At 70.8% G+C, this 17,445-nt stretch carries 18 protein-coding genes and 1 pseudogene; 2 read left to right on the top strand and 17 right to left on the bottom strand.

What is annotated here, in order from left to right; genetic code table 11:
- Window positions 1-144 precede the first annotated feature (144 nt).
- From NS3_RS30385 to NS3_RS25250, 7 genes are all read right to left on the bottom strand, one after another.
- Entirely contained in the window at window positions 145-639 is a 495-nt protein-coding gene (locus NS3_RS30385; RefSeq protein WP_067864609.1) for a TM2 domain-containing protein, read from the bottom strand.
- A 237-nt stretch (window positions 640-876) separates the two neighbouring features.
- On the bottom strand, window positions 877-2,340 hold the full coding sequence (gene lgt, locus NS3_RS25275; RefSeq protein ID WP_084495907.1) for a prolipoprotein diacylglyceryl transferase: 1,464 nt from the start codon (window positions 2,338-2,340) through the stop codon (window positions 877-879).
- Window positions 2,341-2,403: 63 nt separating this feature from the next.
- Window positions 2,404-3,204: a tryptophan synthase subunit alpha gene (gene trpA / locus NS3_RS25270; protein ID WP_067864606.1), complete on the bottom strand. Its 801-nt coding sequence runs from the start codon at window positions 3,202-3,204 to the stop codon at window positions 2,404-2,406.
- Window positions 3,201-4,496, bottom strand: coding sequence for a tryptophan synthase subunit beta (trpB, locus tag NS3_RS25265; RefSeq protein ID WP_067864603.1), 1,296 nt, complete (start codon window positions 4,494-4,496; stop codon window positions 3,201-3,203). Before trpB ends, trpA begins: the two co-directional genes overlap by 4 nt.
- Window positions 4,496-5,314 (bottom strand): indole-3-glycerol phosphate synthase TrpC, encoded by an 819-nt coding sequence (gene trpC / locus NS3_RS25260; protein WP_067864600.1) that lies wholly within the window; start codon window positions 5,312-5,314, stop codon window positions 4,496-4,498. Before trpC ends, trpB begins: the two co-directional genes overlap by 1 nt.
- A 182-nt stretch (window positions 5,315-5,496) precedes the next feature.
- Window positions 5,497-6,393, bottom strand: a complete 897-nt coding sequence (locus NS3_RS25255) for a TIGR02234 family membrane protein (protein ID WP_307610813.1) — start codon at window positions 6,391-6,393, stop codon at window positions 5,497-5,499.
- Complete coding sequence (locus NS3_RS25250; protein WP_067864704.1) at window positions 6,390-7,937, bottom strand: anthranilate synthase component I; 1,548 nt, start codon at window positions 7,935-7,937, stop codon at window positions 6,390-6,392. Before NS3_RS25250 ends, NS3_RS25255 begins: the two co-directional genes overlap by 4 nt.
- 87 nt (window positions 7,938-8,024) lie before the next feature.
- Between NS3_RS25250 and NS3_RS25245 the strand changes: the two genes are divergently transcribed.
- Both NS3_RS25245 and NS3_RS25240 read left to right on the top strand, forming a co-directional pair.
- Window positions 8,025-8,486, top strand: coding sequence for a peroxiredoxin (locus tag NS3_RS25245; protein WP_067864598.1), 462 nt, complete (start codon window positions 8,025-8,027; stop codon window positions 8,484-8,486).
- A 189-nt stretch (window positions 8,487-8,675) separates the two neighbouring features.
- The gene (locus NS3_RS25240; protein ID WP_067864595.1) at window positions 8,676-9,164 is read left to right on the top strand and encodes a MarR family winged helix-turn-helix transcriptional regulator; all 489 of its coding nucleotides are present in this window, start codon (window positions 8,676-8,678) and stop codon (window positions 9,162-9,164) included.
- 29 nt (window positions 9,165-9,193) lie between these two features.
- Here the strand turns inward: NS3_RS25240 and hisI are convergent, their stop codons facing one another.
- From hisI to NS3_RS29610, 10 genes and pseudogenes are all read right to left on the bottom strand, one after another.
- Entirely contained in the window at window positions 9,194-9,541 is a 348-nt protein-coding gene (hisI, locus tag NS3_RS25235) for a phosphoribosyl-AMP cyclohydrolase (protein ID WP_067864592.1), read from the bottom strand.
- A 43-nt stretch (window positions 9,542-9,584) separates the two neighbouring features.
- Window positions 9,585-10,358, bottom strand: coding sequence for an imidazole glycerol phosphate synthase subunit HisF (gene hisF, locus NS3_RS25230; protein ID WP_067864591.1), 774 nt, complete (start codon window positions 10,356-10,358; stop codon window positions 9,585-9,587).
- A 13-nt stretch (window positions 10,359-10,371) separates the two neighbouring features.
- Entirely contained in the window at window positions 10,372-11,217 is an 846-nt protein-coding gene (locus NS3_RS25225; protein WP_067864588.1) for an inositol monophosphatase family protein, read from the bottom strand.
- Window positions 11,218-11,226: 9 nt separating this feature from the next.
- Window positions 11,227-11,958, bottom strand: coding sequence for a bifunctional 1-(5-phosphoribosyl)-5-((5-phosphoribosylamino)methylideneamino)imidazole-4-carboxamide isomerase/phosphoribosylanthranilate isomerase PriA (priA, locus tag NS3_RS25220; protein WP_067864585.1), 732 nt, complete (start codon window positions 11,956-11,958; stop codon window positions 11,227-11,229).
- Window positions 11,959-12,083: 125 nt separating this feature from the next.
- Window positions 12,084-12,614, bottom strand: a complete 531-nt coding sequence (locus NS3_RS25215; protein WP_067864582.1) for a hypothetical protein — start codon at window positions 12,612-12,614, stop codon at window positions 12,084-12,086.
- A gap of 101 nt (window positions 12,615-12,715) precedes the next feature.
- Window positions 12,716-13,393 (bottom strand): imidazole glycerol phosphate synthase subunit HisH, encoded by a 678-nt coding sequence (gene hisH / locus NS3_RS25210; RefSeq protein ID WP_067864579.1) that lies wholly within the window; start codon window positions 13,391-13,393, stop codon window positions 12,716-12,718.
- Window positions 13,390-14,031, bottom strand: a complete 642-nt coding sequence (gene hisB, locus NS3_RS25205; RefSeq protein ID WP_067864576.1) for an imidazoleglycerol-phosphate dehydratase HisB — start codon at window positions 14,029-14,031, stop codon at window positions 13,390-13,392. Before hisB ends, hisH begins: the two co-directional genes overlap by 4 nt.
- Complete coding sequence (locus NS3_RS25200) at window positions 14,028-15,395, bottom strand: histidinol-phosphate transaminase (RefSeq protein ID WP_245649801.1); 1,368 nt, start codon at window positions 15,393-15,395, stop codon at window positions 14,028-14,030. The genes hisB and NS3_RS25200 overlap by 4 nt, the downstream gene beginning before the upstream one ends.
- Window positions 15,392-16,729 carry a histidinol dehydrogenase gene (hisD, locus tag NS3_RS25195; protein WP_067864573.1) on the bottom strand — a complete coding sequence of 446 codons (1,338 nt, stop codon included), beginning with the start codon at window positions 16,727-16,729 and terminating at the stop codon, window positions 15,392-15,394. The genes NS3_RS25200 and hisD overlap by 4 nt, the downstream gene beginning before the upstream one ends.
- A 130-nt stretch (window positions 16,730-16,859) precedes the next feature.
- A pseudogene (locus NS3_RS29610) lies at window positions 16,860-17,445 on the bottom strand (serine/threonine protein kinase); the annotation flags it as partial.

The following is a 17,445-nucleotide window of genomic DNA, read 5'->3' as shown; positions in this document are numbered from 1 at the left end:
CCCGGGGGGTGGAGGCTGTCGCGCCCTCGATGAAGAATGCGTGAACTACGGCGCGTGCGCCTCGCGTGTCGCCGGGCGGACAGCACAACGGGCACTCTCCCGGCTGGGAGAGTGCCCGTCATGGGGTCCGGCGGGACCTGCCGATCAGTCGCGCAGCGGGCGACCCTGGGCGTCGGGCACCTTGCCGGTCAGAATCATGATGCCGTCGATCAGCGGCCAGATGGCGCCGATGCCGCAGGTCAGCCAGGTGACGGCGATCTGGGCGATGGCGATGCCGGTGTGGCCGAGGTAGAAACGGCCGACGCCGAAGCTGCCGACGAAGATCCCCAGCAGACCGGCGGTCAGCTTCTGCTTGTCCGAGTACGGCACACCGAACGGGTCGCGACCGTAGGGCGCTTCCGGGTCGTTCGGGTTGTAGCCCTGCGGCATCGGCGGCGGGTAGCCACCAGGCTGCCCGTAGCCGGCGGGGGGCTGACCGTAGCCGGCAGGCTGGCCGTAGGGCTGCTGCTGCTGGGCGTACGGGTCACTCTGCTGGCCGTAGGGCTGCTGGCCCGAGTTCTTGTTCAGGTCGGGACCGGTTCCGGGCGGGCCGTACTGGGGGCCGCCGTAGCCCGGGTTGTTCTGGTAGGGGTCGGTCACTCATGTCCTCCTCATTCGTGCGGGCACCTCCTGTTGGCCCCCGTTACGCGATCTGTTCGGGGCTCCCCCCGCGACGATCACGCGTCATTCTTGCCGGTCTCGACCCGATTTGTCGTCCCGGCTGTGCCACCGGCCGAGCCGATGACCGCCGGAAAAGCGGATCTCGACTCGTTATCGCGGCCGGTGGTCGTTTCGTTGCCGCGTTCCGCGGCCGGCTTCTCCGCGCGCGCCGCACTGTCAGTCGGCGCCGCCGGTGCCCGACTTGGACTCACCGGTGGTCGCGGACTTGCCGGACGTCGCCTCGGCGGCGGATCCGGCGGATTCTGCTGCCTGCTCTGATGCCCTGGCGGTCGCCGGCTCTCCGACCGCTCCGGATGCCGGAAAGGCGCTCTTCTCTCCTCCGGCATCACCGGTCGCGTCGGCTGCGTCGGTATCGAGCGTCGCGCCCTCCGACTTGCCGCCCTTCGACGTCGCGGCGTCGGTCGTCTTACCGTCGGCCCGCGATGTCTCGGCTTTCGCGGAATCAGCCTCTGCGGCGCCGGACTTCGCGGTATCGGACTGCGCGGTATCGGACTGCGCGGTATCGGACTCCGCGGTATCGATCTGCGAGGAGCCGGAAGCTTCCGCTCCGGCCTTACCGGGATCGGCCTTCGTCGCGCCCGGTTTCCCGGCCTCACCCTGCTCGGCGCCGGTTTCCGCGGAACCGGAATCCTCGGCGGCGGTCCCGCTCTCCGGCTCGTCTTCGCCGTCGGCCGTCTGCGCCGTCGCGGGTGTGTTCGCCTCGAGGCCCGCCGCGCGCACCTTCTTCAGCTGCCACGGCCACGGACGCGGAGTCGCGCCGGGCTGCAGGCGGGTGGGATGTTCCCTGCCCTTGGTCGCGAAGACGACGTAGGCGATCGCGGCGAGGAACACCAGCGCGGAGGTGAAGTTGTTGATACGGATGCCGAAGATCTCGGTGGCCTCGTCGTCGCGCATCAGCTCGACGAAGAACCGGCCGAAGCTGTAACCGGCGACGTAGAGCGCGAACAGGCGGCCGTGGCCGATGCGGTAGCGCTTGTCGATGAGCACCAGCAGCACCACTACGAGAACATTCCACAGCAGTTCGTAGAGGAAGGTGGGGTGCACGATCTTCTCGACGACACCGTTGGAGACGCCCGCCATCGGGTCCGGGTCGCCGTCGGCGTTGAACCGGGGGTAGATCTCCAGCCCCCACGGCAGGGTGGTCTCGCGGCCGTAGAGTTCCTGGTTGAACCAGTTGCCGAGGCGGCCGATGGCCTGCGCGAGCAACACCGGCGGGGCGATGGCATCGCCGAAGGCGGGCAACGGGATCCGGTAGATGCGGCAGGCCAGCCAGGCGCCGATACCGCCGAAGAAGACCGCGCCCCAGATGCCCAGACCACCCTGCCAGATGTAGAGGGCCTCGATCGGGCGCGCGCCCTCGCCGAAGTACTTCTGCCAGTCCGTCGCGACGTGATAGAGCCTGCCGCCGATCAGACCGAACGGCACCGCGAACATCGCGACATCGAGCACTGTGCCCTCGCTGCCGCCGCGCGCCTGCCAGCGCCGCTCGCCCCACCAGATGGCGACGATGATGCCCAAGATGATGCACAGGGCATAGGCCCGCAACGGAAACGGCCCCAGATTCCACACACCCTGCGGAGGACTGGGGATGTAAGCCAGCACGTCGCTTCGTAAGGTCACGGGGCCACCGTAGTCCAGCCCCTGCGCCGCAGGCGATCCGGCCGGTGACCGGATGCGTACGGGCTAGGAAACGACGGTCGCCGATCGCACGCCTTCGGCGAGCTCGGAGGTCAGCGCGCGCACCGCGTCCAGGCCTTCGCCTGCCGCGCTGACCAGTGCCGAACCGACGATCACGCCATCGGCGTAGGCGGCGATCTCCGCGGCCTGCGCGCCGCTGCGCACCCCGAGGCCGACGCCGATCGGGATGTCGGAGTGCGCGCGAATGCGCGAGCACAGCGCGGGCGCGGCCGAGGACACCGCGTCACGCGCGCCGGTGACGCCCATGGTGGAAGCCGCGTAGACGAAGCCGCGGCTGGCTTCCAGGGTCTTCACCAGTCGCTCCTCGGTCGAGGACGGCGCGACCAGGAAGATGCGGTCGAGATTGTGGGTGGCCGAGGCGATGAACCAGTCGTCGGCTTCCTCGGGGATCAGGTTGGGCGTGATCAAGCCCGCGCCCCCCGCGGCCTCCAGGTCCCGGGCGAAGCGGTCGACGCCGTAGGCGAGAACCGGATTCCAGTAGGTCATCACCACGGCCTGACCGCCCGCGTCGGCGACGGCCTGGACGACCTTGAACACGTCGCGCACCCGCACGCCGTTGCGCAGCGCCTGCTCGGCGGCGGCCTGGATGGTGGGCCCGTCCATCACCGGATCGGAGTAGGCCACGCCCACTTCGACGATGTCGCAACCGGATTCGACCATCGCGCGCACCGTGGCGATCGACTGGTCGAGGTCGGGGTAGCCCGCCGGGAGGTAGCCGATGAGCGCGGCGCGGTGCTCGGCCCGCGCGGCGGCGAAGGTGGCGGCGAGACGGGACTGCTGGCTCACTGGTCGGACTCCTTGCCGGTGGTGGTCTGTGCGCCTTCGGCGGGCGCGTCGTCGTCGAACAGACCGAACCAGCGGGCGGCGGTGTCCATGTCCTTGTCACCGCGACCGGACAGATTGACCAGGATGATCGCGCCCTCGCCGAGTTCCTTGCCGAGCTTCAGCGCGCCCGCGACGGCGTGCGCGGACTCGATGGCCGGGATGATGCCCTCGGTGCGGCTGAGCAGCAGCAGGGCGTCCATCGCCTCGGTGTCGGTGATGGGCCGGTACTCGGCGCGGCCGATGTCCTTGAGCAGCGCGTGCTCGGGGCCGACGCCCGGGTAGTCCAATCCCGCGGAGATGGAATGGGATTCGATGGTCTGGCCGTCCTCGTCCTGCAGCAGGTACGAGTAGGCGCCCTGGAACGCGCCAGGGGTGCCGCCGGTGAAGGTGGCGGCGTGGCGGCCGGTCTCGACGCCGTCGCCCGCGGCCTCGTAGCCGATCAGGCGCACGCCGGGATCGTCGAGGAAGGCGTGGAAGATGCCGATGGCGTTGGAGCCGCCGCCCACGCAGGCCGCGACCGCGTCGGGCAGCCTGCCGGTCAGCTCGCGCACCTGCGCACGCGCCTCCAGGCCGATGACGCGCTGGAAGTCGCGCACCATCATCGGGAACGGGTGCGGGCCCGCGGCGGTGCCGAAGCAGTAGTAGGTGTCCTCGGCATTGGTGACCCAGTCGCGCAGCGCCTCGTTGATCGCGTCCTTGAGGGTCTCCGAACCGGTGGTCACCGAGACCACCCGTGCGCCGAGCAGGCGCATGCGCGCCACGTTCAGCGCCTGCCGCGCGGTGTCGACCGCGCCCATGTAGATCACGCAGTCCAGGCCGAGCAGGGCGCACGCGGTGGCGGTGGCCACGCCGTGCTGGCCCGCGCCGGTCTCGGCGATGACGCGCTTCTTGCCCATCCGCTTGGCCAGCAACACCTGGCCGAGCACATTGTTGATCTTGTGCGAGCCGGTGTGGTTCAGATCCTCGCGCTTGAGCAGGATGCGCGCGCCGCCCGCGTGCTCGGCCAGCCGGGTGCATTCGAACACCGGCGAGGGACGGCCGGTGTAGTCGCGCTGCAGCCGGTCGAGTTCATCGAGGAAGGTGTGGTCCGTGCGGCACTTCTCGTAATCGGCGGTGACCTCCTCGATCACCGCCATCAGCGCCTCGGGGACGTGTCTGCCGCCGTAGACGCCGAAATGACCGCCGTGATCCGGCTCGTGCGCACTCGGATGGGCGACACCGGCACTGGCCTTGGGCAGTTCGGTCGACGTCATCAGCGACCCCTTCGCGCGGGTTTCGGGCAGGAAGGATGAGTACCCGCGGTCACCAGTTCCGACACCGCGCCGCGCGGGTCGCCACTGGTCACCAGGCCCTCACCGACGAGTACGGCGTCGGCGCCCGCACCCGCGTAGGCGAGCAGATCGGCGGTGCCGCGGATGCCGGACTCGGCCACCCGGATCACCTCCGTGGGCAGACCGGGGGCGATCCGCGCGAACACGTCGCGATCCACCTCCAGCGTCTTGAGGTTGCGGGCGTTGACGCCGATGACCGAGGCGCCCGCCTCCAGCGCGCGGTCGGCCTCCTCCTCGGTGTGCACCTCCACCAGGGCGGTCATGCCCAGAGATTCGGTACGGTCGATGAGCGAGGCGAGGACGTCCTGTTCGAGCGCGGCCACGATCAGCAGGATCATGTCGGCGCCGTGGGCGCGGGCCTCGTGGATCTGGTACGGGCCGACGACGAAGTCCTTGCGCAGGATCGGGATGTTCACCGCGGCGCGCACGGCGTCGAGATCGTCGAGCGAGCCGCCGAAGCGCCTGCCTTCGGTGAGCACGCTGATCACGCGCGCGCCGCCGTCCTCGTAGGCCTTGGCCAGATACGCCGGATCCGGGATGTCGGCCAGCGCGCCCTTCGAGGGGCTGGCCCGCTTGACCTCGGCGATCACGCCGATGCCGTCCTCCAGAAGAGCGGCCCGAGCATCGAGGGGCGCGGGGGCCTTCGTCGCGGCTTCCTTGATGGACGGGAAGTCCAGGAAAGCTTCGCGAGCGGCCACGTCCGCGCGAACCCCGTCGAGAATCGAGTCGAGTACCGTCATCTGGCTCGAATCCTTTCCTGGGAGACGCCACGTGCTGCCTGAGAATCCCCCCAGGCGCTGTCTCACCGATGTCGACAAAGAATAAATGGGCGGTTGTCCCGGCTCGGCGGCGGGGTGGCGGCGGTCTCCGCGGGCCGGTCTGCTATCCGATACCGCCGAGCCGGTGGGATGGGCGCCGTCACTCACTTCGGTGAGCCCGGCGGCCCGTCACTGGTCCGAGGGCTGTCCTCGGTGGGGTCCTCCCCCGCGTCCAGCGCGTCCCACAGCACCCGTTCCGACAGCGTCGAGCCGTCCTGGGAGCGCCGCTCGGCGACCGCCTCGGCAGCCGCGGCCCTGCGGGTACCCGGCGCGTCGTAGCGACCGGCCAGGCCCTGGGTCTCGCGCGGCATCCTGGCCAGCAGCAGGCCCGCGCCGAACGCGCACAGCGCGGCGACGACGGTCACCACCGCGGGCAGGGGCGAGGTCTGCACGTCGGTGACCGTGGCCCGGCCGGGCAACTCGGCCAGCGCGCCCGCGCGCTCGGCGGTCGCGCCCGAACCGGTGAGCAGCGCGAAGGCGGGTACGGCGGTCACCGCGCCGATCAGCGCCACCAGCACGCCCACGATTCTGCGCGGCCAGCCCTTGGTGGCCAGTACGGCCGCGATGGCGGCCAGCAGCACCAGGGCCAGCGGCGTGAGCGCGCCGAACCAGACCGCGCCCTTCAGTTCGTCGACGCGCGGCTCGGTCAGGCCGTCGGCCGAGGACACGGTCACCCAGGTGAGCCGTGACACGCCCCACATGAGCGCGGCGGCCGACGCCAGCAGGATCACCGGCACGGTGGGGCGCGCGGTCCTCGGCTGGGCGGTCGCGCTCACCGCCGGATCGCCGGCGGGGTCGTACCGGTCCGGGTCGGCGGCGGGATCCAGGTGAGCGGAGTCGAGATCGGCAGTGCGGTTGCCATGGTCCGAGTCCTCGACCGGCTCCCGATGAGCCGAGGCGGCGGAGTCGACGCGGCCCGAGCCGGGGTCCGGGTCGAGGTGCTCCGGGGCGACCGGCGTCGGTTCGGCTCCCCCGGTCGGGTCCGAGTCGCGTGCGCTCATCGGGGCCCACCGTCGTCGGCGGAGAAGGGGCGCACGGTCTGGGCCGCGGCGACCGCCTTGAGCACGGCCATCGCCTTGTTGCGTGACTCCACATCCTCGTAGTCGGGGTCGGAGTCGGCGACCACGCCCGCGCCCGCCTGGACGTAGGCGACGCCGTCCTTGAGCAGGGCGGTGCGGATGGCGATGGCGGTGTCGGCGTCACCCGCGAAATCCAGGTAGCCGACGACGCCGCCGTACACGGCCCGCCGGGTCGGCTCGATCTCCTCGATCAACTCCATCGCGCGGACCTTCGGTGCGCCGGACAGCGTGCCCGCCGGGAAGCAGGCCCGCACCGCGTCGAGGGCGACCTTGCCCGGCGCCAGGTGGCCGGACACCGTGGAGACCAGGTGCATGACATGGCTGTAGCGCTCGATGTGGCGGTACTGGGTGACCTTGACCGTGCCCGGCGTGCACACCCGGCCCAGGTCGTTGCGGCCGAGGTCGACGAGCATCAAGTGCTCGGCGTTCTCCTTCTCGTCAGCCAGCAGGTCCTTCTCGAGCAGCAGGTCGTCCTCCTCGGTGGCCCCGCGCCACCGGGTGCCCGCGATCGGATGCGTGGTGGCGACACCGTCGGTCACGGTGACCAGCGATTCCGGGCTGGAGCCGACGATGGAGAAGGCGGTGCCACCCTCGGCGTCGGGGATGTGCATCAAGTACATGTACGGGCTCGGGTTCGAGGCTCGCAGCATCCGGTACAGATCGATGGGCGCGCCGTCGTAGTCCATCTCGAAGCGCTGGGACAGCACCACCTGGAACGCCTCGCCCGCCTCGATCTCCTTCACCAGCCTGCGCACGCCCGCGCCGAACTGCTCGGAGGTGCGCCCGCGCCGGAAGTGCGGCTCGGGACGGTCGAAGACCGACACGGTGGACAGGGCGGGCGCGGCCAGCGCCTCGGTCATCCGGTCCAGCCGCGCGACCGCGTCGTCGTAGGCCTCGTCCACGTGTTCGTCGGTGCCGTTCCAGTTCACCGCGTTGGCGATCAGCGTGATGGCGCCCTCGTGGTGGTCGAAGGCAGCCAGATCGGTCGCCAGCAGCAGCACCATCTCGGGCAGGTTCAGGTCGTCGGCCGCCAGGGAGGGCAGGCGCTCCATCCGTCGCACGGCGTCGTAGCCCAGGTAGCCGACCATGCCGCCGGTCAGCGGCGGCAGGTCGGGCAGGCGCTCGGTGCGCAGCAGTTCGAGGGTGTCGCGCAGCGCCTCGAGCGGGTCGCCGCCCGACGGCGCGTCGGCGGGGATGTGGCCGAGCCAGGCGGCCGCGCCGTCGACCACGGTCAGCGCCGAGGGCGCGCCCGCGCCGATGAACGACCAGCGCGACCAGGACTTGCCGTTCGCCGCGGACTCGAACAGGAAGGTGCCGGGACGGTCACCGCCGAGTTTGCGGTAGGCCGAGAGCGGAGTCTCGGAGTCCGCCAACACCTTTCGGGTCACCGGCACGACCCGGTGTTCGGCGGCCAGCTGCCGGAACTGCGCGCGGGTCGTGGTCGTGGGAGCGGTCGCGACTGGCATGCGCCCCATCATCCCAGGCCGCGTCCACCGTGAACGCGCCGGGACTTCCCGTCCGCGCGATCGGCGTCCGGCCGGTACTGTCCAGGAATGCAGAAAGGCGCTCAGGCCCCGAACTTCACGCTCCCCGATCAGACCGGGACAGCGCGCTCCCTCGACGAACTGCTCACCGCCGGTCCACTGGTGCTGTTCTTCTATCCCGGCGCCAACACTCCGGTGTGCACCGCGGAGGCCTGCCATTTCCGCGATCTGAGCGCCGAGTTCGCCGCGCTCGGCGCTTCCTGCGCCGGGATCAGCACCGACGCGGTCGACACCCAGGCCGGATTCGCCACCTCCCAGCGCCTGGACTACCCGCTGCTGTCCGACGCCGACGGCTCGGTGGCCGCGCAGTTCGGGGTCAAACGCGGTCTGCTGGGCAAGATCGCCCCGGTCAAGCGGCACACCTTCGTCATCGATACCGATCGCACGGTGCTCACGGTCATCACCGGTGAACTGCGGGCGAACGTGCACGCCGACGAGGCGTTGGCCTTCCTGCGCGACCGCGCGAAGTAGCCCGTTCCCCACCCTCACCTGCCGAGCGGCTATACGACATCACCGTTGCTCCCGGCCGGAAATCATGCCGATGTGAATGATTTCACCGCTCACATCAGCGCGATGACTACCGAGCGAAGAGGTGGCAAACTCGGAGGCAGCGGTGGCGGCCTCCTTCCTTGTCGCCGCCGGATTCGGAAGGGGGCGCAGATGGCGCAGCGGCTCGAGCCCGCCGAGCAGCAGGCATGGAATGCCATCGTCGCCCTGCTGAACCGGCTACCGGGCGTCCTGGACACCCGGCTGCAGCGAGATTCCGGTATCACGCACTTCGAATTCGTGGTGATGAGCGCGCTGTCGCACCAGCCGGGACATCGCCTGCAGATGAGCGATCTGGCCCAGCGTGTGCACTCGTCGCTGTCGCGCCTGTCGCATGTGGTGTCCAAGCTCGAGCGGCTCGGTCTGGCCGAGCGAGCGGTCACCGAGGGCAAGCGCGGCGTCCAAGCCGTGCTCACCGATCAGGGCTATCTGACGATCGTGGAAGCCACCCCCGGCTATATCTCCACGGTCAGCCGGCTGGTGTTCGCCGCACTCGACGACAAGCAGAAGGCCGCGCTGGCCGAGATCGCCGTCATGGTGCGGGACCGGCTGGACATCGAACTCGGCCGCGACGACGAGGCCGCTCGGTTCCCCCAGGTGTGAACCTCGGCGGCGCGCCGCCACGGACGGCCTCAGGCGGGTGCGCCGAGCAGCATGTCGGCGTCGAAGCAGGTGTGCGAGCCGGTGTGACAGGCCGCGCCTTCCTGATCGACGACGAGCAGCACGGTGTCACCGTCGCAGTCCAGCCGCACCTCGTGCACGTACTGGGTGTGCCCGGAGGTCTCGCCCTTGACCCAGTACTGCTGCCGCGACCGCGAATAGTAGGTGGCGCGGCGGGTTTCGAGTGTGCGTGCCAGCGCCTCGTCGTCCATCCACGCCATCATCAGCACATCGCCGGTCGCGCGTTCCTGCGCGACGGCGGCGATCAGCCCGGCTTCGTTGCGCTTGAGCCGGGCGGCGATGGCGGGGTCCAGAGTCATGGTTCCGTTATATCCCGAGCGTCCGGCAGCGCGGCGGCGGGGTTCACCGCACCACCAGGTCGGCGGCGCGCAGCGAGTCCTTGACCTGACCGATGGTGAGGTCGCCGAAGTGGAAGACGCTGGCCGCCAGCACGGCGTCGGCGCCTGCCCGCACGGCCGGGGCGAAATGCTCCACCGCGCCCGCGCCGCCGCTGGCGATCACCGGGATCGACACGGCCGCGCGCACCGCACGGATCATCGCCAGGTCGAAGCCTGCCTTGGTGCCGTCGGCATCCATCGAATTGAGCAGGATCTCGCCGACGCCGAGTTCGGCTCCGCGCTCGGCCCACTCGATCGCGTCGATGCCGGTGCCACGCTTGCCGCCGTGGGTGGTGACCTCCCAGCCCGACGGGGTGGGCGGCTGGCCCTCGGGCACGGTGCGGGCATCTACCGAGAGCACGATGCACTGCGAGCCGAAACGCTCCGACATCTCCCGCAGCACCTCGGGACGGGCGATGGCGGCGGTGTTCACCGACACCTTGTCCGCGCCCGCGCGCAGCAGCCGGTCCACGTCGTCGACGGTACGTACCCCTCCGCCCACCGTGAGCGGGATGAAGATCTGTTCGGCGGTGCGGGTCACCACGTCGATCATGGTGCCGCGATCGCCGGTGGAGGCGGTGACATCGAGGAAGGTCAGTTCGTCGGCGCCCTGGGCGTCGTAGCTCGCGGCCAGTTCGACCGGGTCGCCCGCGTCGCGCAGGTTCTGGAAGTTGACGCCCTTGACCACCCGGCCCGCGTCCACGTCCAGACACGGGATCACGCGTACCGCCAGTGTCATCGGGTGCTTCCTGTCATCGATCGCTTCCTTCCTCGGCGGCCGCCGGGTCGGCGACCGCGCAGATCATTTCCAGCAGTTCGGCGTGCACCCCCGGCGCGGCCGCCAGCACCGACCCCGAGGTGATCGTCCACGGCTCGCCCGCCAGATCGGTGACCACCCCGCCCGCGGCCCTGACCAGCGCGACACCGGCCGCGTTGTCCCACGGATGATGCCCGAACACGATCGCGCCGCCGAGCACGCCGGAGGCGGTGAACGCCAGATCGATGCCGGTCGAGCCGTGCATGCGCACCCGGGAGGACAGGGTGCTCAGCGAGCCGAGCAGGTCGAACCGGAAGCGGCCGGGGATGCGGCCGTGCGAGTCCAGGTTGAAGGTGCCGAAACCGATCATGGACTCGGCCAGTTTTCCGGTCGGCAGCGGCGGCACCGGCTCGCCGTCGATCAGCAGCGGCCCGCCCCGCACGGCGGCGTAGCGTTTACCCATCAGCGGCAGCCAGGTCAGGCCGAGGACGGGCTCGCCGTTGTGCACGAGGGCGAGCAGGATGGCCGAGAGCGGATGTCCGGAGGAGTAGTTGAAGGTGCCGTCGATCGGGTCGAGCACCCACGCGGTTCCCGAGGTGAGCTGCGGGCCGCCGAACTCCTCGCCGTGCACCGCGATTCCGGTGCGCTCGCACAAGGCCGCCGACACGGTGCGTTCCAGCTCGAGATCGAACTCCGTGGCGAAGTCGTTGCGGCCCTTGGCCACCGCGCTCGGCGCGCCGATGCCGTGGACGAACCGCTCGGCCGCGCCGTCGAGGATGTCACTCGCGACGTCGAGCAGGCCGGGCAGATCGGGTGGAGCGGCGTTCGGGTCGGCAGCCATCGTCTCGGGTCAGCGCACCGCGGCCAGCGCCTCGGGGAGGGTGAACCGGCCCGCGTACAGCGCCTTGCCGACGATCGAGCCCTCCACACCGTCGGGCACCAGACCCGCGATGGCGACCAGGTCCTCGATGGTGGACACGCCGCCGGACGCGATCACCGGCGCGTCGGTGGCCGCGCACACCTCGCGCAGCAGGTCCAGGTTCGGGCCGGTGAGGGTGCCGTCCTTGGTGACGTCGGTGACCACGTAACGCGAGCAGCCGTCGCCCTCCAGGCGCTCGAGCACCTCCCACAGGTCGCCGCCGTCGCTCACCCAGCCGCGCCCGCGCAGCCGGTAGTCGCCGTCGATGATGCGCACGTCCAAGCCGACGGCGACGCGCTCGCCGTGCTTGGCGATGGCCGAGGCGCACCACTGCGGGTCCTCGAGCGCGGCGGTGCCGAGATTGACCCGGGCGCAGCCGGTCGCCAGCGCGGCCTCGAGGGAATCGTCGTCGCGGATGCCGCCGGACAGCTCGACTTTCACGTCGAGTTCGCCGACGACCTGCGCGAGCAGCTCACGATTGGAACCGCGACCGAACGCCGCGTCCAGATCGACCAGATGCACCCATTCGGCGCCGGCCTCCTGCCACGCGAGAGCCGCCTCGCGCGGCGAGCCGTAGCTGGTTTCGCTACCGGCCTCCCCCTGAACGAGGCGCACGGCCTCTCCATTGGCGACATCGACGGCGGGCAGCAGCACAAGACTCACTCCGGGCAGCTTAGTAGCTCGTCGAGGGTCGGCCGCGTCCGGGCCGGGGTGCGCACCGGGTAACGCCCGTGCCGCGAGTTCCGGCGGCCGGAACCCGGACGAAGCTCGCCCGCACCCGGCCCGGATCAGTCGAGCGCCGCTTCGGCTTTGCGCTGGGCGGAGGTCAGGACGAAGGCGCGGTAGCAGACCAGCGCCGCCACGATCGAGAAGACGGCGGTCAGCGTGCCCGCGCCGACTCGCAGCGCCTGGCCGACGAGGAATTCGTCCGCCGCCTGGCGGAGTTCGTCGGTCGAATACCGGTCGCGATCGTCGAAAAGGATGTCCACCCGCGGCCACTGGTAGGCGACCGAGAGCAGGAACTGGCCGGTGATCAGCGAGGCCGCCGACGCGGCGATCCAGCCGCGGGCCAGCCGGGAGCGGACCGCGACCGCGGCGGCGGCGAGTGCGACCAGCGTGAGCACCGCGCCCATCGGTCGCAGCACGTCGCCGACGCCGACCGCGCTCATGAACTGTTCGGTGAGTTCGAGCGAGTGCGGAACGTCGTGGAAGACGTTGGGATAGAACAGAATCGTCTCGGTGACGGTGACCGCGCAGGCGAAACTCGCGAACACGGCGTAGCCACCGATCACGACGGTGGGCAGGGTGACGGATTTCATGGGCGAACCTCCTCGCCCGAGTGTCACCCCGCGCACCGTCCGGCCGGATCAGGGTCCGGCCCCCATTTCGCACTCGGGGACCAACCCGACAACGGCAGCGATTACAGCGAGTCCACCCAGTTGCGCAGCAGTCGCGCACCGGCATCGCCGGACTTCTCCGGGTGGAACTGGGTGGCCGAGAGCGGTCCGTTCTCGACGGCGGCCAGGAACGGCACGCCGTGTTCGGCCCAGGTGAGCTTCGGGGGGGCGATGTGGTCGTTGGGGGGAAGTTCCCACTTCTGCGCGGCGTAGGAGTGCACGAAGTAGAAGCGGGTGTCGGCGTCCAGGCCCGCGAAGAGCACGCTGTCCTCGGGTGCGGTGACGGTGTTCCAGCCCATGTGCGGCAGCACCGGCGCGTCCAGACGTTCCACCACGCCCGGCCATTCGGCGCAGCCGTCGGTCTCGACACCGAACTCGACTCCGCGCTCGAACAGGATCTGCATGCCGACGCAGATGCCGAGCACCGGACGTCCGCCCGCCAGGCGCTGGCCGATGATCTTCTCCCCGCGCACCGCCAGCAGCCCCGCCATGCAGGCCGCGAACGCGCCGACGCCGGGCACCACCAAGCCGTCGGCGGCCAGCGCGGCCTGCGGGTCGGCGGTCACCTCGACCTGTGCGCCCGCCCGCACCAGCGCGCGCTCGGCCGAGTGCAGGTTGCCCGAGCCGTAGTCCAGCAGGACGACGGATTTCGTCTGCGCCCCATCGGCTGTCGTTGTCGCCCCTTCGGCATTGGTTGTCACAGCGTTCCCTTCGTCGACGGCACACCGGTCACCCGCGGGTCCGGTTCCACAGCGGCGCGCAGCGCGCGGGCCACCGCCTTGAACTCGGCCTCGGTGATGTGGTGCTGGTCGCGTCCGTAGAGCACCCGCACATGCAGGGCGATGCGGGCGTTGAGGGCGATCGATTCGAAGACGTGCCGGTTGAGCACCGTCGAGTACGGCGCGCCCGGATCACCGGTGCCGCGCACCGGGGAACCGGGGATCACCGCGTGCAGCAGGTGGTCGGGTTCACCGACGTGCACGCAGTAGGGGCGGCCGGACACGTCGACCGAGGCGTGCGCGAGTGTCTCGTCCATCGGGATGAACGCGTCGCCGAAGCGGCGGATTCCCTTCTTGTCGCCCAGCGCCTGCCCGAGCGCCTGCCCGAAGACGATGGCGGTGTCCTCGACGGTGTGGTGCGCCTCGATCTGGATGTCGCCCACGGCCCGCACCGTCAGATCGAAGCTGGCGTGCGCGCCCAGCGCGGTGAGCATGTGGTCGTAGAACGGCACGCCGGTGCTGATGTCGGTGCGGCCGGTGCCGTCGAGGTCGAGTTCGACGACGATGCTGGATTCCTTGGTGACGCGTTCGACGCGCGCCCTCCGGTCGGCCTGGGTCATTTCGTGCCTCGTTCGTCGCTGGAAAGTGCTGTGTCACCGGAGATCTCCGAGCCACCGGAAACAGCGGGTCGGATCTCGTCGGCGGCCAGCTGTGCGCTCACGCGCAGGAACTCGTCGTTCTCGTCGGCCAGGCCGATGGTGGCGCGCAGGTGTCCCGGGATGCCGACATCGCGGATGAGCACGCCGTGATCGAGGTAGCGCTGCCAGGCGCGCGGGGCGTCGGCGAAGGAGCCGAACAGCAGGAAGTTGGCGTCGCTGGGCACCACGTCGTAGCCCATCTCCGTCAGCGCCGCCGCCACCCGATCGCGCTGGGCCGCCAATTCCGCCACGCTGCCGAGGGTTTCGTCGGCATGGCGCAGCGCGGCCCGCGCGGCGGCCTGGGTGACCACCGACAGGTGGTACGGCAGGCGCACCAGCAGCAGCGCGTCGATCACCGCCGGAGCGGCGACCAGGTAGCCGAGCCGCCCGCCCGCGAAGGCGAAGGCCTTGCTCATGGTCCGGCTGACCACCAGCTTCGCCGGGAACCGGTCGATCAGGCCGATGGCGCTGGGCTGCGCGGAGAACTCGGCGTAGGCCTCGTCCACCACGACGATGCCCGGCGCGGCCTCGAGGACGCGCGCCAGGTCCTCGAACGGAATGCTGTGCCCCGTCGGATTGTTCGGGCTCGTCACGAAGACCACGTCGGGGCGACGCTCGGTGATGGTCGCCACCGCGTAATCCACGTCCAGGGAGAAGTCGGCGTTGCGCGCGGCTTCCACCCACTCGGTGTCGATGCCCTCGGAGATGATCGGGTGCATCGAGTACGAGGGCACGAAGCCCAGCGCGCTGCGGCCCGGTCCGCCGAAAGCCTGCAGGAGCTGCTGCAGGATCTCGTTGGAGCCGTTGGCCGCCCACACATTCGCGGTGCCGACGGCGACGCCGGTCTGGCGGGTGAGGTATTCGGCCAGGTCGGTGCGCAGCGCGACGGCGTCGCGGTCGGGGTAGCGGTGCAGGTCGGCGGCGGCGGCGCGCACGGCTTCGGCGACGTCGTCGACGAGGGCCTTGCTGGGCGGGTGCGGGTTCTCGTTGGTGTTGAGCTGCACCGGCACCGTCAATTGCGGTGCGCCGTAGGGCGATTTGCCGCGCAGGTTCTCCCGCAACGGCAGATCGGCCAGGGTCGCGCGCGCGCCCGGCACAGTGCTCCCGGCCGCCGTTGCGCCCACGACCGGTACCGCGCTCGCGGCGGATACTGTGCTCGCGGCGGATACTGCGCTCGCGGCCGGTACCGCAGGGGCGGCCTGCTCATGGGCGCCGGTCCGCACGGTGGCACCGCTGTCGGCAGCATCTCGGTCGGCGGCAGGATTCGCCGCGTCCACCCGGCTCATGCCAGCGACTCGAATCGCACCGTGACGGCCTGGCCGTGCGCGGGCAGATCCTCGGCGGTCGACAGCGCGACCACGTGACCGGCGACGTCCTTCAACGCCGCCTCGGTGTACTCGACGACGTGGATGCCGCGCAGGAAGGTCTGCACGCTCAGACCGGAGGAGTGCCGGGCGCAACCCGCGGTCGGCAGCACGTGGTTGGAGCCCGCGCAGTAGTCGCCCAGGCTGACCGGGGCGTAGGCCCCGACGAAGACCGCGCCGGCATTGCGCACCCGCGCGGCCACGGCCGGGGCGTCGGCGGTCTGGATCTCCAGGTGCTCGGCGGCGTAGGCGTCGACCACCCGCAGGCCCTGGTCGATGTCGTCGACCAGCACGGTGCCCGACTGCGCGCCGGTCAGCGCGGCACGCACCCGCTCGGCGTGCTTGACCACGGCCATCTGCGCCGACAGCGCGGCGTCCACCGCGTCGGCCAGCGCCGAACTGTCGGTGACCAGCACGCTCGCGGCGAGCACATCGTGTTCGGCCTGGCTGATCATGTCGGCGGCCACGTGCGCCGGATCGGCGGTGGCGTCGGCCAGGATCGCGATCTCGGTCGGGCCCGCTTCGGCGTCGATGCCGACCAGGCCACGGCACAGGCGCTTGGCGGCGGTGACATAGATGTTGCCCGGGCCGGTGATCAGGTCGACCGGCGCGAGTTCGCCGCCGTCGGTGTCGGTGCCGCCGTAGGACAGCAGTGCCACGGCCTGCGCGCCACCGACCGCCCACACCTCGTCGACGCCGAGCAGTTGCGCGGCGGCCAGGATGGTCGGGTGCGGCAGCCCGCCGAAGTTCGCCTGCGGCGGGGAGGCCACCACCAGCGAGCCGACGCCCGCGGCCTGGGCGGGCACGACATTCATCACCACGCTGGACGGGTAGACGGCATTGCCGCCGGGCACGTACAGCCCCACGCGCTCCACCGGCACCCACCGCTCGGTGACCGTGCCGCCGGGCACAACCTCGGTGGTGGTGTCGGTGCGCCGCTGGTCGGCGTGCACCGTGCGAGCGCGGGAGATGGACTCCTCGAGTGCCGCCCGGACGGCGGGATCGAGTTCGTCGAGCGCGCGGCGCAGCTGCTCGGCGGGTACCCGCACGGTCTCCGGGACGACCCCGTCGAACGTCTCGCCGTATTCCAGGGCCGCCGCCGCGCCGCGATCACGGACCGCCTCGACCACCGGTCGCACATGGTGGAGCACCGAGTCCACGTCGACTCCCCCACGCGGCAGCGCGGCGCGCAGCTCGGCAGTGGAAGGAGTACGACCGCGCAGATCGACGCGGGCGAGCTCGATGCGGGATGTCATGTCGGTGTCGATTCCTTCGTCTGGCGGACGTCCGGCAACAGGAAAGTTGCCGCAACCAGCCTAATGGTCGGCCGTCGGTGAGGACCGTCACCCTCCACCCTCCCGATCCGGGGCGCGGACCGGGGAACGACTAGCGGGTGTCGCTGTCGATGAGCAGCTTGCCGTTGTGGGCGACCACCCGCAGGACCATGGGCTTGGATGTGCCGCCGACGGTGATGTTGCCCAGCCGCATGTCCACCGAGCCGTCGCTGTTGTTCGCCCCGTTCGCGGCGTTGATATTGGCGAAGCTCTCGATGATGCGCGAACTCCAGTAGTCCTGGAAGTCCTGCTGACTGCCGTAGGCGGCCTGCGCGGCCGGGGTCAGCAACGACCACGAGCTGCTCGGGCTGTTGTAGAAGTCGACGATCAGCTGACCGGCCGAACCCCAGTCGACGGTGCCGCTGCTCGGCGTCGCGCCCAGCGCCGCCGCGGTGGTCGTCGTGGCGCCGGGTCTGGCGGTCGAGGAGGCGGGCGTATTCGCCTGCGCCACCGAGCCGTTGGAATCGGAGTCGTTCATCGTCCCGATCAGCAGCGCCGAGACCGCGACCAGCCCGCCGGCGAGCCCGCCGATCAGCACTGCCCGCCTCTTGCCGCCGCTCGCCGAACCCGAACGCGCGGGTGCGGTGGTGGGATGCGCGGCCGTCTGCGGGTGGGCGACGCTGTGCTGCGCGGGCGGC

It is taken from the genome of Nocardia shimofusensis NBRC 100134, assembly GCF_001613125.1.
Classification (GTDB): domain Bacteria; phylum Actinomycetota; class Actinomycetes; order Mycobacteriales; family Mycobacteriaceae; genus Nocardia; species Nocardia shimofusensis.
The sequence above is the reverse complement of the archived record's forward strand: the minus strand, read 5'-3'. Positions and strand labels throughout refer to the sequence as shown.

What these genes read in the sequence shown, in the direction of transcription:
- NS3_RS25215 (WP_067864582.1), bottom strand. Translation starts at nt 12,614, where the DNA reads ATGAAATCCGTCACCCTGCCCACCGTCGTGATCGGTGGCTACGCCGTG.
- NS3_RS25240 (WP_067864595.1), top strand. Translation starts at nt 8,676, where the DNA reads ATGGCGCAGCGGCTCGAGCCCGCCGAGCAGCAGGCATGGAATGCCATC.
- hisB (WP_067864576.1), bottom strand. Translation starts at nt 14,031, where the DNA reads ATGACCCAGGCCGACCGGAGGGCGCGCGTCGAACGCGTCACCAAGGAA.
- NS3_RS25245 (WP_067864598.1), top strand. Translation starts at nt 8,025, where the DNA reads ATGCAGAAAGGCGCTCAGGCCCCGAACTTCACGCTCCCCGATCAGACC.
- hisI (WP_067864592.1), bottom strand. Translation starts at nt 9,541, where the DNA reads ATGACTCTGGACCCCGCCATCGCCGCCCGGCTCAAGCGCAACGAAGCC.
- NS3_RS25200 (WP_245649801.1), bottom strand. Translation starts at nt 15,395, where the DNA reads ATGAGCCGGGTGGACGCGGCGAATCCTGCCGCCGACCGAGATGCTGCC.
- hisF (WP_067864591.1), bottom strand. Translation starts at nt 10,358, where the DNA reads ATGACACTGGCGGTACGCGTGATCCCGTGTCTGGACGTGGACGCGGGC.
- NS3_RS25250 (WP_067864704.1), bottom strand. Translation starts at nt 7,937, where the DNA reads ATGCCAGTCGCGACCGCTCCCACGACCACGACCCGCGCGCAGTTCCGG.
- NS3_RS25225 (WP_067864588.1), bottom strand. Translation starts at nt 11,217, where the DNA reads ATGGCTGCCGACCCGAACGCCGCTCCACCCGATCTGCCCGGCCTGCTC.
- NS3_RS25255 (WP_307610813.1), bottom strand. Translation starts at nt 6,393, where the DNA reads ATGAGCGCACGCGACTCGGACCCGACCGGGGGAGCCGAACCGACGCCG.
- hisD (WP_067864573.1), bottom strand. Translation starts at nt 16,729, where the DNA reads ATGACATCCCGCATCGAGCTCGCCCGCGTCGATCTGCGCGGTCGTACT.
- trpB (WP_067864603.1), bottom strand. Translation starts at nt 4,496, where the DNA reads ATGACGTCGACCGAACTGCCCAAGGCCAGTGCCGGTGTCGCCCATCCG.
- trpC (WP_067864600.1), bottom strand. Translation starts at nt 5,314, where the DNA reads ATGACGGTACTCGACTCGATTCTCGACGGGGTTCGCGCGGACGTGGCC.